We start from the raw sequence: 13149 nt of genomic DNA on the forward strand, positions 1-13149 counted from the left end.
GGGTCAGAAGGTCAACAGCAAGGGGCCGCATGCGGCCCCTTGCTGTTTGGGTTGGATGGTGCAGGCTAGAACGGATCGTCGAGGCTTTTCTCGGGGGGCGAGCGCTGCTCACGCAGCAGGTCATGCAGTGCGAGCTGGTAGTGCGCGCAGATTCGCTCGCGTAGATCGTCGATGAGTTCGACGACGGCGAGGGCCTGTTCTGGGGACCAGTTGTCTGGGATCAGGAAGTCCAGCCCGTTGGTGATTCCTGAAGGCAGGTGCAGATGCGTCATGATGGCTTTTTCTCCGCCCGGGCCACGCTGCGTTTCTTTGCTCGCTGATCGGCCCGCTCACGCGCTTCCTTGACGCGATACGACTCGCCCTCGATCGCGATGACTTCGGCACGATGCACCAGTCGGTCAACCAGCGAGACGACGCAGGCGGCGTTCGGGAACACCTCCGACCATTCGGCGAATGGTCTGTTTGTTGTAACCACCGTACTGGTGGCGCCATATCGGCGACTGATGAGCTCGAACAGCAGATCGGCATGTCGGTTCGAGTACGACAGGTAGCCGACCTCGTCGATGACCAGAACGTCCGGCGAGGCATAGCGGTGCAGGCGTCGACGCAAGGCCGAATCGCTGTCGAGGGCGGCCAGCTCGCCGAGCATCTGGCCGGCGGTGGTGAACAGCGCTGTGTGCCCTTGGACGAGCGCCTGATAGGCCAGATTCAGCGCCAGGGTCGATTTGCCGACGCCGTTCGGGCCGATCAGCACGACGTTGGCCGAGTCCTTGACGAACTCCAGCGACATCAATTCTTCGACGGCGGCCCGGTCGCAGCGCGTCGGCCAGGCCCAGTCGAAGTCGCACAAGGGCTTGAAGTTGCCCAGTCGGGCATCCCGGATGCGTCGCTCCAGCGAGCGGCGCGAGCGCTCCTCTTCTTCCCATTGCAGCAGCGGCGCCACCCAGCCGGCGTCGGCGACCTCCGGCCAGTGTGCCAGTAGCCCATGCAGGCGCAAGGCGTTCGCACGGCTTTGCAGGTTCTCAGGCGTGTTCATTGGCATCTCCCGTGAGCTGATCGTAGATGTCGAGGCGGTGGGGTATCACCAGCTTGTCCTTGTGCCGGACGTGTTCAGGTAGATGGATACCCACGGGCGGCGGTGCCTGGCGCGCCTCGCGCCGGCGCTCCAGCGCCAGGCGCACCGGATTCTGGTGAGGCGCCGCATCGCTGGCGAGGATTTCCTCGATCGCCGCTTGCAATTCAGCGGCGCCATAGCGGTCGAGCAGCCGCAGCAGGTGGGTGGTGATGTTGCCCAGATTGCCGCCCCGTTCCGCTGCGCGCTGCAGCAGCGCCTGGCTGGCCGGCGCCGCCCGAGCCAGATGGTCAAGTCCGCGATGGTGGCGGGCTTCGCGTTTGCGTTCGACCAAGGCATTGATGTGCGCGGCAATCTCTATCTGCGCGCCGCGATCGTAACTGCGCTCATGAGTGGCGAGCAGTTCCGTGCCATCGAGGATGCGTACCTGCCGGGGACTGGCCCGCACCGTGAGCGTGCGTCGCACATGCGTATGCGGGATCGTGTAGTCATTCAGATCGAAGCGCACATACGGTGTCTTGCCGACCTTGACAGCCAGTTGCAGTTCGCATGGATAGGGATTCTCCGGCAAGGCGAGCAGGCTGGGCTGCTCGCGGGAGAACGCCTCGCGTACGCTGATCGTCGGTTCTTCCCGGCAGGGACGATCGGCCGCAAGTCCCGCACACCAATGGGCGGCTTGGGCGTTGAGCTCATCGAGGTCGGTCACGGTGCGTCCGGCGAAGAAGCTCTCGCGTACATAGCGGATGGCGCGCTCGACGCGCCCCTTCTCGTTGCCACGGGCGACGGCAACCGGCCGGGGCTCGTAGCGGTGATGCGCCGCGAACGCGAGCAGTGTCGGATGGAAACGGATCGCATCGCCCTGGCGTTCCAGCACGGCACTCTTCAGGTTGTCGTAGAGCAGGACCCTGGGAAGGCCGGACCAGGCTTCGAAGGCACCGGCATGGCCGGCCAGGAAGCTGTCCATGCGTGCATCAAGGTAGAAGCGCAGATAGATCTGCCGCGACCATGACAGCACCATCACGAAGGCCATCAGCGGCCGGCGTGCGCGGCCGATCTGCAGATGGCCGAAGTGACCCCAATCGACTTGCCCTTGTTCGCCCGGCAAGGTACGCAGACGCAGATAGGCTTCCGGCTGTGGGCGCGGCCGGTGCAGCGCGATCATGTGCCGGAAGTGGTGCTGGCTCCCGCGGTAGCCGCGTTCGGTCACCATCGCATACAGGCGGCTGGCCGTGAGCGACGGGAACTTCTTCAACGTCTCATGGATGAATGGCAGGTAGGCGTCGATCTGCGACGGCCGCTGCACGCTGCCAATCCTGGGCAGGCCGGCCTGCGCCAGCACACGCTGGACGGTGTCGCGGTGCACATGCAACTGGCGCGCGATGGTGCCGGCGCGCCATTTCTCGACGTGGTAGTAACGCAGGATCTGGGCTTCAAGTTCTACTCCAATGGTCATGGGTCGTGTCCTGTGCGGTCAGTCGTACGAACATCACGGAAGACCCGACGACGCAGTGGTCCGAGGCGGACAAAGCCCGAATATGTGCAACGGCAGAAGTGGCAATGCTCAGGCACCGGTGTTGAGGCGCCAGCGGGCGCCGGTGCTCTGGCCGGCGTCGTCAAGGTCAGCGGCAGTAGAGCATCGGCGGCCTGCGCGGCGGAACCCTGATGCGTCACTTTCTTTTGGCGACAGCGGTAGCGGCGCATCCGCTCCGCGTGCGCCAAGCGGCCGCGGCGGCTGCGTTGATAGCGCTGAGCGGCCTCGCGCAGGCTGGCGCGACGCGCTGCTTGCGAGCAGCCGCCATTGCAGTAGATCTGACCGCGGTCGCAGCGGCGGCAAACAACGACCTGCGCCCGGCAATGGGCGCACACAAAGAGGCGGCCCGTGGCCGGCATCGGCGATCCCCCAGTCATGCCGAAACGGCCTCGACGGGATGGACGAGCCGTGCCATACTGGCTCGGCACGCGCGCCCTTGGCACGAGTGGGGCACGACATCGGGATGAACTTGGCGGTTTGGACCGGTGTCGTGCCTGTTTCTTTTCGGCGGTAAAGCCAACCTTTTTACCGCATCCCCACTGCGACGTCACCACCTTGCGGAATGCCCATCACCGGGCGCGTCTGCACTCGCCCTACGGGCTCGCTCCGACGCGCCCGGTGGCCACCTTCAATATCGAATCAGAAGACCTCGAGACAATCCTGCAATGCAGGAGTTGCTCCGCATCTTTAAGCCGCGCCGCCGTTTAGTGCCGGTTTTAGACAGCCATTCACATGAAACAAGGTGGCGAAGTCCACGGTCACGGTGCGGCCCAGCGCACGCCGCTCCCAGGTGCGCTCGCACGCCTTGCGCAGCACCGCGAGCCGGTCCACCTGATGCCGGCCCAATCCGCCGTACAACAGCGTCGGGATCGCCGGCAGCAGATAGCGCACCGCATCGTTCATGCGGCTGATGTGTGACTGCGGCACCGGATAGCCGTCGGCAGTCAGTCGCCGCGCGAGTTCGCTCTGCGACAGCGCCTGGCCGCTTTCCTGCTCGTAGAACTCGCGCGCCTTCTCGATGCCCAACGCCCGCTCGATGAAGGTCAGCCCGCCGCGCAGCTCGTTCTCGGCCAGATGCCCGGTCAGCGCCACGATTTCGCCGCGCGCCGGCCACGGGCGGAACACGCACGCAATGCGGAAGAAGCGCTCCTCCTTGGTCTCGCTCCACAACTCGCGCAAGATCGCCAGCCGCGTGTTGCCGCCGTTGCGAATGATGTAGTGCGCCTCGCCCGGCCTGCGCGTGATCGCGGGGGGAGCGTCCAGCCCGCGTTCGCGGATGGACGCCTTGATCTCCGCATAGGCCGGGTTGCGCGTCACGCGCGGGTCGTGGTCGTAGGGCCGCAACTGGTCCAGCGTCACCACCATCGGCGTGTCGGCGATGGGGTCGCTCAAGGTCGCGGCCGAAGGGCCGCTGCGCTCGAAGCCGGTGGCCAGCAGCTTGGCAGCCATGTCCTGCGGCGTCAGCTCAGCCACGGCCGTTCTCCTGCGCCGGCCGGTCGGCGCGGCGAAGTTGCGCGCGGGCATTACGGTCGGCACGGTGGTCGCTCGCCGTCGAGCTGGTGTAGATCGACGCGCAGCCTCGCTTCGTGAATTTCAGGTGCCCACCGGACGTGCGCACCACGCGCCAGCCTTCGCCCAGCGCGAACTCGATCAGCGCGCGCAGCCGTTCACGGCCGCGCGCCAGTTCATGCGCGCTCGCCATGGCCGGCCCCTCCCGCATCGGCCCGGCCGGAGACCAGCGCGAAGCGCTCCCGCCACGCGGGGAACAGCTCGCCGGCCAGCGTGCGCATGGTCTCCAGCGCCGCGGGTGCCGTGCGCCCCGCCGGCTGCCGGTATTCCACCCGATGCACCGGCAATCCTCGTGTCGCAGCGCGCGGATAGGCTTCGATGGCCGGCACGTCGGTGCCCAGCACCTGCACGCCGGCCTGTTCCTGGAACACCTGTCGCAGCGCCTGCTGGACCAGCCGCGCGTTCGACGACACCGGATGCACACGGTTGATGAGCAGACGCAGCGGCGGCGGCTCGATGCCCAGGTGCCGATACGGCGCGATGTCCTCGATCAGTTGCAGCGTGCCGCGCCGCAGCTCGCGCGCCGCGAGGATCTCCGGCGTCACCGGCGACAGCGCCAGGTCGGACGCCAGCACCGCCATCTCCAGCAGCACGCTGCGCGCGCCCTGGGTGTCGACCAGCAGCAAGTCATAGTGCGTGCGGAAGACGGGAAGCAAATGGCGCAGTCGCAGGCGCCCATCCGGTGCGTGCAGCAGCAGCGTGTTCAGTTCGCCGCGGTCGTCGTTGGAGAGCACCAGGTCCAGGCCCGCGATCGCGGTGCGCGACACCAGTTGCTCGATGCGCCGCTCGTTGAAGGCCAGCATCTCGTAGATGCCGCCGGGCGCGCGCACGTCCAGCGTGAAGTAGCTCGACAGCGTGGGCTGCACGTCCAGGTCCAGCAGCAGCACGCGCAGCCCGGCATCGGCGATGAAGCCGCCCAGGTTGGCGGCCGTCGTGGTCTTGCCCACGCCGCCCTTGGTCGAAATGATGGACACCACCTGCATGAGCTTCTCCTCGTCGAATGGCATGAACCGAGAAGAAGCGTCAGGCGCGTTCTTTGAGGCGATCGGCGATCCACTGTTCGATCTCCACCGAGTCCCAGCCCACCGCGCGCACGCCCAGGCGCAGCGCCTTGGGGAACTTGCCTTCCTTCATCAGGCTGTAGATGTGCGCGCGCTTGAAGCCGGTCTTGGCTTCGACCTCGGCGCGGCGCAGGATGCGGTGCTCGGGCGGCAAGGCCGGCGCGATGGTCTGCGAAGACATGAGAGGCACTCCTTGACGCTCGATGGCGTTGTTCAGAAAGTGCCTCGCATTCCATATGCTGCTGCTGCGAGATTCACTGCAACTGCATAACACGCAACTGCAATTGCAGTCTGCTGTTACAGGCTCAGCGCGATGCCTCCAGGTGGCGACGCGCCTGTGCCAGCTTGCTCCACAGCGTCCGCTCGCTGATGCCGGGCCGACCTTCATGGTGGGCCAGTAGTGCACTGATCACCGCATCCATGTTGCGGAAGGACGAGTAGGCAGAGCCCGCCGGGGACTTGCCCAACAGCAATGTCAGCAGGCCGCCAATGATGTTCAAGTAAGTCGATTCGCTGCGCAGGCCCGGTTCACTCGTATCGCCCTCACGAATGCTAATGGCATGCTCCTTCGCCAACGCTTCGTGCTGTGCCTTCAGCGCCGCATGTAGTTGTGCGAGTTCGGCAAGCTGCAGCTTGGCGGCCTCGCGATCGGCCAGCAACACGTTCAGCATGGCGACGCTCACCGCAGGATGCAGTTCGCGCTCGATGCCGTCGAACAGGAATGGAGGCCGCTCACCGGGGTAGTAATGCGACATCCACGCCTTCAGGGCGACGTGGCGCACGATCAACGCAGGATCGTCGAGTGCGGGGCGCTGAGATTCCTGCGCCATGCCTGCCTTGCCGTAAGAAAGTTCATCGTGTGCCAATGCGTCGAAGATGCGCTCGGAGAAAAGGCGCAGCAAGGGCCAGCGCGGAAAATCGTTCGGCTCAGGCATGGCACGTGGCCCGAGCGTTTCCAGAATCCGCGGCTCAAAGCGCAACAGTCCCGCCCAACGGACGGCCGCCTCGATCGGGCGGTAGTAGATCCTGGCGCCAAAGGCAAGGCAACTCGATTTCTCCATGTCGCGTGCGTCCCATCGTCGGATCGAACTCTGGCAGACGCGCACCGCCCAAGTGGGCGAGGCGATTGCCCAGAAATCCGGATGAAGCGCAGGGCCGGCCGGGATCGTGGAAGGAAGCGTTGCATCGGCGCTGACGGCCGGCCAAGGGCGAACTACATCTTGCTACGCTTGAAACTCCTCAACCATGATGCGGGCGCTTTGCCTTTGGACCGGCACGCGGCTTGGTGGTCGCGCTCCCCTGGAGTCAAGCATGGGTGCCGCGCTTTACCCGAAACCTGGTCAAAGTTTTCCGTAGGAATTCCAACGGCGTAAAGTGCCAATGCGTCAACGGGATGAGCCGGTTTGCAACCAGCAAAAGCTCATGCGTTCCGCGTCAGTGAAATGACCGCGGCGGCGAGCCCGCAGGCGAGTGCCGGAGTACGGAAGGGCGCAGCAATTGCGTCGAAACTGGAATCAGTACAGCGCATGAGCCATGCCGATCGGGTCAGTCGCAAGACCAAAGATGAATCGCGCAATCCGAGAAAACTAGCCGCGCACCTTCCGATAGATCCGCGTCAGATCGCGCGTGATGTGCTTGCGTCCTGATGACATATACGTTCGGCGCGTTCGATGAACCGCTGCAACGGCTCCGTCATGCCACCCTCGGTTCGTAACAGATAGGTGGTTATCGATGCGCTCTGACCGGCCAACGGGCGGACAACAACATCCGCCGGCTGGCAAGTTGCCAAGTGCGCGGCAGTGGAAAAACCTAGCCCGTACCCTGCGGCCACCAACGTCAGCATCAGCCCGTGAGAAGCGGCATACTCAGCCACAATCGGTTGGACATCGACAGAGCGGAACAGTCGTTCGCTCTGCCGACCGCAACCTTGGCATGCCCGTGGATCACAAAGTACCAGCGGATAGCTCACCACTTCCTGCAACGGCACTTCCTTGAAGGCTACAAGCGGGTGCCGTGCGGGCAGGATCACTACCAAGGGGTCGGCCCACAGCGGCTCAGCAATGATCCCGTCCTCCACTTCATTGACCATTGCAAAGCCGGCGTCGAACAGATCTGCGTTCAGCCCCTGCACGAGTTCGGTCAGCGGTACTTCGGAGAGCCGGATGTTTACCTGCGGCGACTCTTCGCGGCACAGCGCAAGCAGTGCTGATAGCCTCGCCCGTCCTATGTCTCTCGACAGCGCGATTCGCAAAATGCCCTGAGAACCGGAGGCAGCAGCCTTCGCGCTGGCCACTGCCTGCTCAACGCTCAACATGACGCGGCGGGCGTCGTCGAGGAAGACTCGCCCTGCCCAAGTCAGGGTTGTGCCCCGCGGCGTGCGACTGAGCAACGTCACGCCTAGAGTTGTCTCCAACTTGCGGATCGTGCGTGATAGGGGAGATTGTTCTATATGCAGCCGCCTAGCGGCTCGACCGAAGTGCAGTTCCTCGGCTACAGCAATGAAGCAGCGAAGATGACGTAAGTTCATGCGCAGTCCCTCGTGACGTGACCAGTCCTTATGATCGTAGGGAGCCGCATGCGTGCGGAGATGAGACCGGCATGTCTTGCAGCGGCTGCCGTCGCCGGCTCACAGCACGCGGGCAATGGTGTCCGGAGTTATTGCAACGCTGCTTGAACGCGGGCGGCGATCATGGCGGATGGCTAGCTAGAGCACTCGCGCCAGCGCGCCTCGGCTAGTCTTCTGTGGCCGCAGCGACCCGAGGAAGACAGTCGCGGCGTCTTACGTCACTCCCCGAGGGCGAGCGATTTGGTCTGTCGACACGGGCGGCGGCGCAGCGTCTGAAGTTCGCGCCAGCGGGCATCGCGCCGGATGAACTGTCGATGGGCATGTTCGGCGAATTCGAGATCGCCACCTGTAACCGCGCTGCTGAAGCACTGCGGCCGGAGCAGTCGCAGCAAGCGGCTGACGCGGGCGGACAAGCAATTCCTGCAACATGTGCCGCGCATCTTCACTGCCTTGCAGCAAGCCCGCGACAGCGTGAGGGGAGCGGCCAACGGCTTTCACGGTCAGCAACGCATTACGCTGTCCGATGGCATCACCCCGTCGCGCTTGCCGACCTTGCTGGCGCTATGCGGGCAGGAGGAGCCCGACGTCGAGTTGCGCCTGCTCGAGGTGTCACTGTCGCAGCAAATCAAGGGGCTGCATGGCGATCTGTATGACCTAGGGCCCAGTCTGGTGAAGTGGGTGACGACATCGTGGCCAAGGCGCTTTGGAGCGCCCCCCTCATGGTCGCGGCGCCGGCATGGCATCCGCTGCTCAAGCACAAACGTATCTCACTGGACGAGGTGCTGCGTTATCCGCTGGTGCTGGTGACCCACATGCATACGGGAGTCATGCACGTCAGATCCAACGAGTGCTGCCGCGGGTGAAGCAGGAACCCGTGATCGCTGCACGGGTGGCTTCCTGGGAACCTGAAACGCGTCGAGGTATATTGATTGGACAGAAGCTAGTCTTCCGTCAACAGGTGTAGCCATCCCTTGCTAGCGGCTTCCATAGAACTTTTCCACGAACGGGCGACGGTAACTCTGGTGGCAGGCTAGGCAGCTTTGCTGGGTTTTGGAGAAAGCCGCGATGACTGCTTGGCCGTCATTCCGCTGTGCAGCCTCGCCCATGGCGGTCGCGGCCTCATGCACCTGTCCATCCAGACCCCGAAACTTTCCAGCGTCTGCCCCAAGCCAGGCAAGGATGCGCATCTTTTCCGACATGGGCGGCTCGGCATGCTTGGCGATTCGTGGTGCTAGCTCGGCGACCAGTGGCCAGTCTTCTTTGGAGATCGCGCCCGTGACGGCTTGCATGTCGCGCCCGAGTCTTTCCATTATGGTACGAAGCGCCATTGGCTTTGCCGCCTCTACGGACTGCGCACCGAGTGCCGTGGCGAAGGTTGCCAAGAGCACGGACAGCGAGACGGTGAAGAACGATCTGGGTTTCAAGGGCTGGTTCACGAATTTCTCCATTGATGTTGTGACGAATGCTTTGGGTCTAACGAATGGTTGCAGGTGTCCTCAAAATTCCAGACTCAGCGCGATCGATCCGAATGCATGATGGCCCGCCTGCTGGTCGAACTCGCGGGTTCTCCAAACGCGCATCACGGCAAGCCGCACGCCACGTCCAGCAACGATCCATTGGCTGCTGATGCCGAGAGCTGCTTGCACGACCCAAGGCCGCCGGCTGACATGATGGCTATGCCGGAACATGTTTCCGTCGAGTGAGAAGTCCCAGGCGACGGCTCTACCCTCCAGGTTCAGGAAGACATGTGCCCCAGGTTTGGGCGCCAGGACCGATTGCGGCGTTGTCGTGCGCAGATCGGCAACACCAGAGGGCGGGCGGTTCTCCGCGCCAGGGCGAATCGGATAGCTGCCGAAGTCGTTCGGTATGTTCCAGCCCGCGCGAAACTCCACGCCGGTACTGGCGGCGGTTTCGATGTTTCCGACCCGCAGGGCATAGCTGCCGATCACGTCGCTGCCCCATCCAGGGCGGACCGCACCCTCCGTGTACGGCTTGAACTTGCGCTCCATGGCCATCTGAAACGCCGGCTCGTTGCGCAACTGGTTGTCCCAGCCGCGAAAGCGCTCAATGCCGCGTACCCGGTGCACAAGGTCCTGAGACTGTTCGGCCAGCGACCAGGGGCCGATCACGCCCAGGGTCAACTCACGCACGTCAAGCATTTCGTAACTGGCGGCTTGCGGATGGATGCGGCGATTCCAAGCCAAACCCAGGTAGAGCAAACCAGCGTACGGTCGGTCATCTGGAATCACATCGGTGCGCGTCTTGTTCTCGGGCGTGTACATGGCTTGGCCAAAGCGCACAACGAGGTTTTGCGATGACGAGTGGGCGCCGGCATCGTCCCAGAAGCCGGGATCGGCCCAGCCGATGAAGCGAGCGTACAAACCGATCGGCTGGGGCAGGCACTCCGGACGGAGCCCGCCTTGCAGATCGCGTGAGACTGCTGTTAGCGCGACACCGTTGGTGTAGTTGCGATCGGAGCCGGTGAACAAGTCGTTCTCCAGACGCAGGGTGCCGCCCCGCCAGCGCAGGGATTGCTCTGGCGAGCAGGAGGAAGTATTTGTAGAGAGCGAGACTTCGGAACCGAAAGCGGAAATCGGGCTGAACAATGCACCCGTAATCAACAAGGTGACGCACTGCATCGCCTGCACCTTGGTGTAGCGCAGGCTCCAGCGATACCCGTCGATGCCAATCATGTTGCCCCATCGCCTGCTGCGCTGGTGACGTAAAAGCGTTCGAGGGCACTGACGATTTCCTCTGCTTCGTCTACGCAGGTGAACAAGTCGAGATCGGATGGAGAGACATAGCCTTCGTCGAGCAGAAGGTCGAAATCAACTACGCGACGCCAAAATGCACGGCCGACCAGCACCACCGGAATACGCTGCATCTTTCCGGTCTGGATCAAGGCGAGCACCTCGAACAGCTCATCGAGCGTTCCATAGCCACCGGGGAAGGCCACCAAGCCCTTGGCGTGCAACAAGAAGTGCATCTTGCGCAGCGCAAAACAGTGGCATCGGAACGCCAAATCCGGGCACATGTAGGGGTTGGGTGCCTGTTCGTGGGGCAGCGTGATGTTGAGGCCAATCGAACGTGCGCCAACCTCGAAAGCACCGTGGTTGGCTGCTTGGCTCTTCACGGTTTTCCTACGGGGCCGTCGCCCATCCCGCGCCCTCCGCCCCTGGCCTGTATTGATGCCTGCGCGACCTCCTTGGCCTTTTCCTGCAGATCGTCGCTAGCCTTGGTGTTGAGGAGCCCGGCGCCGGAAAAATCCGGCTTGGGCGGCGATGCAGGCACACTCCGATCTCTAAGACGCTGATACAGCGCCCAGTGAGCCGCACCAGCCGACCCGCATTGCGATTCCGCGTCACTGATCGCCGGAGCCGCGGATACATTTCCATCCTCCTGTGCCTCCCCCGTGACGAAGCTCATGACGACACCGCCGTCATGATCTTGCGCTGGGGAAGGCGGCGCGGCCATGGCGCTGGCGACCAATGCCAAACCGAGCCACAGCACGGTGGCGAGATGCTTCTTCAGGTTCATTTCATATCTCTCGCCGATATGGCGGGTTGCCCGCGCGACAGGCCGTGCCAGGAAATGGCTGCGATCGCCACCCACACCAGCGTTCGGAAGCTCATCGCGATGACCGTGCGCATTTCATAGGCCCCGCCGGCATAGCCGTGCGCGCCGAATGCCGCAAGGGCAAATGCAGTCGCTGCGGCGATGACGACGGCCAGCCACACCGCCCAGCGATGCCGCAGCCACAGTCCAGCGCCAGCGATGACGTAGGCGAAGCCGGCCAGAAAGTTGAACCAGAGCACGAACGGCACGAAGTTCCCGGCAGAGGCTTGCGCCGCTTCTCCACCGAACAGGATCGCGCCGCCTTCCTTGATGGTCAGCAGACCGAACCCGACCGCGATCAGGGACATGGCCCGGATGAGAAATCCGCGCTGCTGCATGGGTCCTCGCATAGTCATTACTCCATGACTCGCTTTTGCCTTCAGCCCCTAAGAGACAGCCAGTCCCGCCCGGTATAGGGCGAAGGCCTCGACGGCCTCCCGCAAGAACCACCCCCTCCACTGCGGCGCGGTAGGGGTCCGGAGCACCAGTTCCTGGATGACACTGACAAGCGAAATTGCCTCAGCACTTGGTTGCACGTCGACCCTGACCAGGCCCTGCTGTTTGGCGCGGGCGATGATTCGGGCTAGGCGGGTGGCGTAGTTAGCGATGAGCATCCGGATGCGCCGCTGAAGGCTGGGGTCGCCATCCTGTGCCAACCACGACAACAGTCGCCGGGGAACGCCGGGGTGCCTGGCGATGAACGCGATCTGCTGCTGGAATACGCTCTCCAGTTCCCGCAGCGGGTCGTCTTTCCTCTCGCTCTTGACTGAGCGCAAGAGCCGGCCTCTCACTCTGGCAATAAACCTTTTTCGGCTACCGCGGCTGTCCGTCTGCGGAGGCGACCATCGATCCTCGGCCGCGGCGGCGGTTCCAAGCAGACTTTTCATATCCGCGAACAGGTAGTGGCGCGTGGTTTCCCACCACCGCTTGAGATGCTCCTGCTCGAAACGATTCATGCTGTCGTCCGTCATGGTGCCTCCTCCCTTATTTGCAAGGTCATTCAAACCCCCGCCCTTCACCGGCGTCTCCATGGGTCACGCCATCGCGGATGTGGTAGATGCGCTTGAATGTGGGGATGATCTTTTCGTCATGGGTGACGACGATGATGGCGGTCTCGAACTTCCGGGCCATGTCATTGAGGATGCGGATCACAGCAATGGCGCGCTCGCTGTCGAGAGGCGCGGTGCGCTCATCGGCCAGGATCACCGGCGGGCGATTGACCAATCCGCATGCGATGGCGACCCGTTGCTGCTCGCCACCGGAGAGTTGCGAGGGCATGGCGCGAGCCCGGTGTTGCACATCGAGCGCCGTAAGCAGTTCCAGCGCCTTCGCGCGCGACTCCCCATTCGCGACGGATGCCGGATCGAACTCGAATGGCTTGCGGTTACGCGTCGGTGCCTCTCGCCCGCCTTGCACCATGCCGCATTCCACCAGGAGGCGGGCGTTGGCAGCTTCCACCAGAAAACACGAGCCCGTGACTTCGCGTGCCGCACCCAGAAAACTCAGCTTCATGGGATGTTCACTCCGGCTTCTTCTCTTGCATCGGGCAGGTGCTCAGGCCGAACAGGCGGTAGCCTGGGCAGCGGCCAGCCAGCCCTGTGATGAGAGGCATGAATCCAATGAGTCCCAGCCAACGCCAGGATGAGTCCAGCCACAATGGGAGACTGAGGAGAACCAGTCCGATGACGACGCGCACAATGCGGTCGAGCCGTCCAACGTTGATTTGCATGACGGT

15 protein-coding genes and 3 pseudogenes are annotated in these 13149 nt (G+C 63.6%); 1 reads left to right on the top strand and 17 read right to left on the bottom strand.

Annotated features, from left to right (window positions below; translation table 11 throughout):
* Positions 1-65: 65 nt before the first annotated feature.
* The 9 genes and pseudogenes from A2G96_RS08510 to A2G96_RS08550 all read right to left on the bottom strand — a co-directional run bounded on the left by A2G96_RS08510 (position 66) and on the right by A2G96_RS08550 (position 7760).
* Positions 66-272 carry a hypothetical protein gene (locus A2G96_RS08510; protein ID WP_062797544.1) on the bottom strand — a complete coding sequence of 69 codons (207 nt, stop codon included), beginning with the start codon at positions 270-272 and terminating at the stop codon, positions 66-68.
* Positions 269-1036: an IS21-like element helper ATPase IstB gene (gene istB / locus A2G96_RS08515; protein ID WP_062797542.1), complete on the bottom strand. Its 768-nt coding sequence runs from the start codon at positions 1034-1036 to the stop codon at positions 269-271. Before istB ends, A2G96_RS08510 begins: the two co-directional genes overlap by 4 nt.
* A complete protein-coding gene (gene istA / locus A2G96_RS08520; RefSeq protein ID WP_062797539.1) occupies positions 1023-2525 on the bottom strand; it encodes an IS21 family transposase in 1503 nt (500 codons plus the stop codon). Before istA ends, istB begins: the two co-directional genes overlap by 14 nt.
* Before the next feature lie 813 nt (positions 2526-3338).
* A pseudogene (locus tag A2G96_RS08525) lies at positions 3339-4076 on the bottom strand (ParB family protein); the annotation flags it as partial.
* A complete protein-coding gene (locus A2G96_RS08530; RefSeq protein WP_062798518.1) occupies positions 4069-4305 on the bottom strand; it encodes a hypothetical protein in 237 nt (78 codons plus the stop codon). The gene A2G96_RS08530 and the pseudogene A2G96_RS08525, both read right to left, overlap by 8 nt.
* A complete protein-coding gene (locus tag A2G96_RS08535) occupies positions 4289-5155 on the bottom strand; it encodes a ParA family protein (protein WP_062798520.1) in 867 nt (288 codons plus the stop codon). The genes A2G96_RS08530 and A2G96_RS08535 overlap by 17 nt, the downstream gene beginning before the upstream one ends.
* Positions 5156-5195: 40 nt before the next feature.
* Positions 5196-5414, bottom strand: a complete 219-nt coding sequence (locus A2G96_RS08540; protein ID WP_004255100.1) for an AlpA family transcriptional regulator — start codon at positions 5412-5414, stop codon at positions 5196-5198.
* A 124-nt stretch (positions 5415-5538) separates the two neighbouring features.
* Complete coding sequence (locus A2G96_RS08545; protein WP_062798522.1) at positions 5539-6294, bottom strand: hypothetical protein; 756 nt, start codon at positions 6292-6294, stop codon at positions 5539-5541.
* 554 nt (positions 6295-6848) lie between these two features.
* Positions 6849-7760, bottom strand: a complete 912-nt coding sequence (locus A2G96_RS08550) for a LysR family transcriptional regulator (RefSeq protein ID WP_062798524.1) — start codon at positions 7758-7760, stop codon at positions 6849-6851.
* 396 nt (positions 7761-8156) lie between these two features.
* Here A2G96_RS08550 and A2G96_RS08555 point away from each other — a divergent pair.
* Positions 8157-8697, top strand: a pseudogene (locus A2G96_RS08555) (LysR substrate-binding domain-containing protein); the annotation flags it as partial.
* Positions 8698-8773: 76 nt separating this feature from the next.
* On the opposite strand, the gene A2G96_RS08560 reads toward A2G96_RS08555, so the two are convergent.
* The 8 genes and pseudogenes from A2G96_RS08560 to A2G96_RS08595 form a co-directional block, all read right to left on the bottom strand.
* Entirely contained in the window at positions 8774-9247 is a 474-nt protein-coding gene (locus tag A2G96_RS08560; protein WP_062798526.1) for a cytochrome c, read from the bottom strand.
* A 48-nt stretch (positions 9248-9295) separates the two neighbouring features.
* Positions 9296-10492, bottom strand: coding sequence for a lipid A deacylase LpxR family protein (locus A2G96_RS08565; protein WP_043743378.1), 1197 nt, complete (start codon positions 10490-10492; stop codon positions 9296-9298).
* Positions 10489-10932, bottom strand: a complete 444-nt coding sequence (locus tag A2G96_RS08570; protein WP_082047717.1) for an LOG family protein — start codon at positions 10930-10932, stop codon at positions 10489-10491. The genes A2G96_RS08565 and A2G96_RS08570 overlap by 4 nt, the downstream gene beginning before the upstream one ends.
* Positions 10929-11336 carry a hypothetical protein gene (locus tag A2G96_RS08575; RefSeq protein WP_043743379.1) on the bottom strand — a complete coding sequence of 136 codons (408 nt, stop codon included), beginning with the start codon at positions 11334-11336 and terminating at the stop codon, positions 10929-10931. The genes A2G96_RS08570 and A2G96_RS08575 overlap by 4 nt, the downstream gene beginning before the upstream one ends.
* Positions 11333-11752 (bottom strand): hypothetical protein, encoded by a 420-nt coding sequence (locus A2G96_RS08580; protein WP_004255135.1) that lies wholly within the window; start codon positions 11750-11752, stop codon positions 11333-11335. The genes A2G96_RS08575 and A2G96_RS08580 overlap by 4 nt, the downstream gene beginning before the upstream one ends.
* Positions 11753-11800: 48 nt before the next feature.
* Complete coding sequence (locus A2G96_RS08585) at positions 11801-12385, bottom strand: hypothetical protein (RefSeq protein WP_062798529.1); 585 nt, start codon at positions 12383-12385, stop codon at positions 11801-11803.
* 25 nt (positions 12386-12410) lie between these two features.
* Positions 12411-12773: pseudogene (locus A2G96_RS08590) on the bottom strand (ATP-binding cassette domain-containing protein); the annotation flags it as partial.
* 160 nt (positions 12774-12933) lie between these two features.
* The gene (locus A2G96_RS08595; protein ID WP_004255140.1) at positions 12934-13143 is read right to left on the bottom strand and encodes a YgaP family membrane protein; all 210 of its coding nucleotides are present in this window, start codon (positions 13141-13143) and stop codon (positions 12934-12936) included.
* Positions 13144-13149 lie beyond the last annotated feature (6 nt).

The sequence above is a fragment of the Cupriavidus nantongensis genome, assembly GCF_001598055.1.
GTDB classification, from domain to species: Bacteria; Pseudomonadota; Gammaproteobacteria; order Burkholderiales; family Burkholderiaceae; genus Cupriavidus; species Cupriavidus nantongensis.

Excerpts from the sequence above, each read along its gene's own strand:
- A2G96_RS08510 (WP_062797544.1), bottom strand. The coding sequence starts at position 272 with ATGACGCATCTGCACCTGCCTTCAGGAATCACCAACGGGCTGGACTTC.
- istB (WP_062797542.1), bottom strand. The coding sequence starts at position 1,036 with ATGAACACGCCTGAGAACCTGCAAAGCCGTGCGAACGCCTTGCGCCTG.
- istA (WP_062797539.1), bottom strand. The coding sequence starts at position 2,525 with ATGACCATTGGAGTAGAACTTGAAGCCCAGATCCTGCGTTACTACCAC.
- A2G96_RS08530 (WP_062798518.1), bottom strand. The coding sequence starts at position 4,305 with ATGGCGAGCGCGCATGAACTGGCGCGCGGCCGTGAACGGCTGCGCGCG.
- A2G96_RS08535 (WP_062798520.1), bottom strand. The coding sequence starts at position 5,155 with ATGCAGGTGGTGTCCATCATTTCGACCAAGGGCGGCGTGGGCAAGACC.
- A2G96_RS08540 (WP_004255100.1), bottom strand. The coding sequence starts at position 5,414 with ATGTCTTCGCAGACCATCGCGCCGGCCTTGCCGCCCGAGCACCGCATC.
- A2G96_RS08545 (WP_062798522.1), bottom strand. The coding sequence starts at position 6,294 with ATGGAGAAATCGAGTTGCCTTGCCTTTGGCGCCAGGATCTACTACCGC.
- A2G96_RS08550 (WP_062798524.1), bottom strand. The coding sequence starts at position 7,760 with ATGAACTTACGTCATCTTCGCTGCTTCATTGCTGTAGCCGAGGAACTG.
- A2G96_RS08560 (WP_062798526.1), bottom strand. The coding sequence starts at position 9,247 with ATGGAGAAATTCGTGAACCAGCCCTTGAAACCCAGATCGTTCTTCACC.
- A2G96_RS08565 (WP_043743378.1), bottom strand. The coding sequence starts at position 10,492 with ATGATTGGCATCGACGGGTATCGCTGGAGCCTGCGCTACACCAAGGTG.
- A2G96_RS08575 (WP_043743379.1), bottom strand. The coding sequence starts at position 11,336 with ATGAACCTGAAGAAGCATCTCGCCACCGTGCTGTGGCTCGGTTTGGCA.
- A2G96_RS08580 (WP_004255135.1), bottom strand. The coding sequence starts at position 11,752 with ATGCAGCAGCGCGGATTTCTCATCCGGGCCATGTCCCTGATCGCGGTC.
- A2G96_RS08585 (WP_062798529.1), bottom strand. The coding sequence starts at position 12,385 with ATGACGGACGACAGCATGAATCGTTTCGAGCAGGAGCATCTCAAGCGG.
- A2G96_RS08595 (WP_004255140.1), bottom strand. The coding sequence starts at position 13,143 with ATGCAAATCAACGTTGGACGGCTCGACCGCATTGTGCGCGTCGTCATC.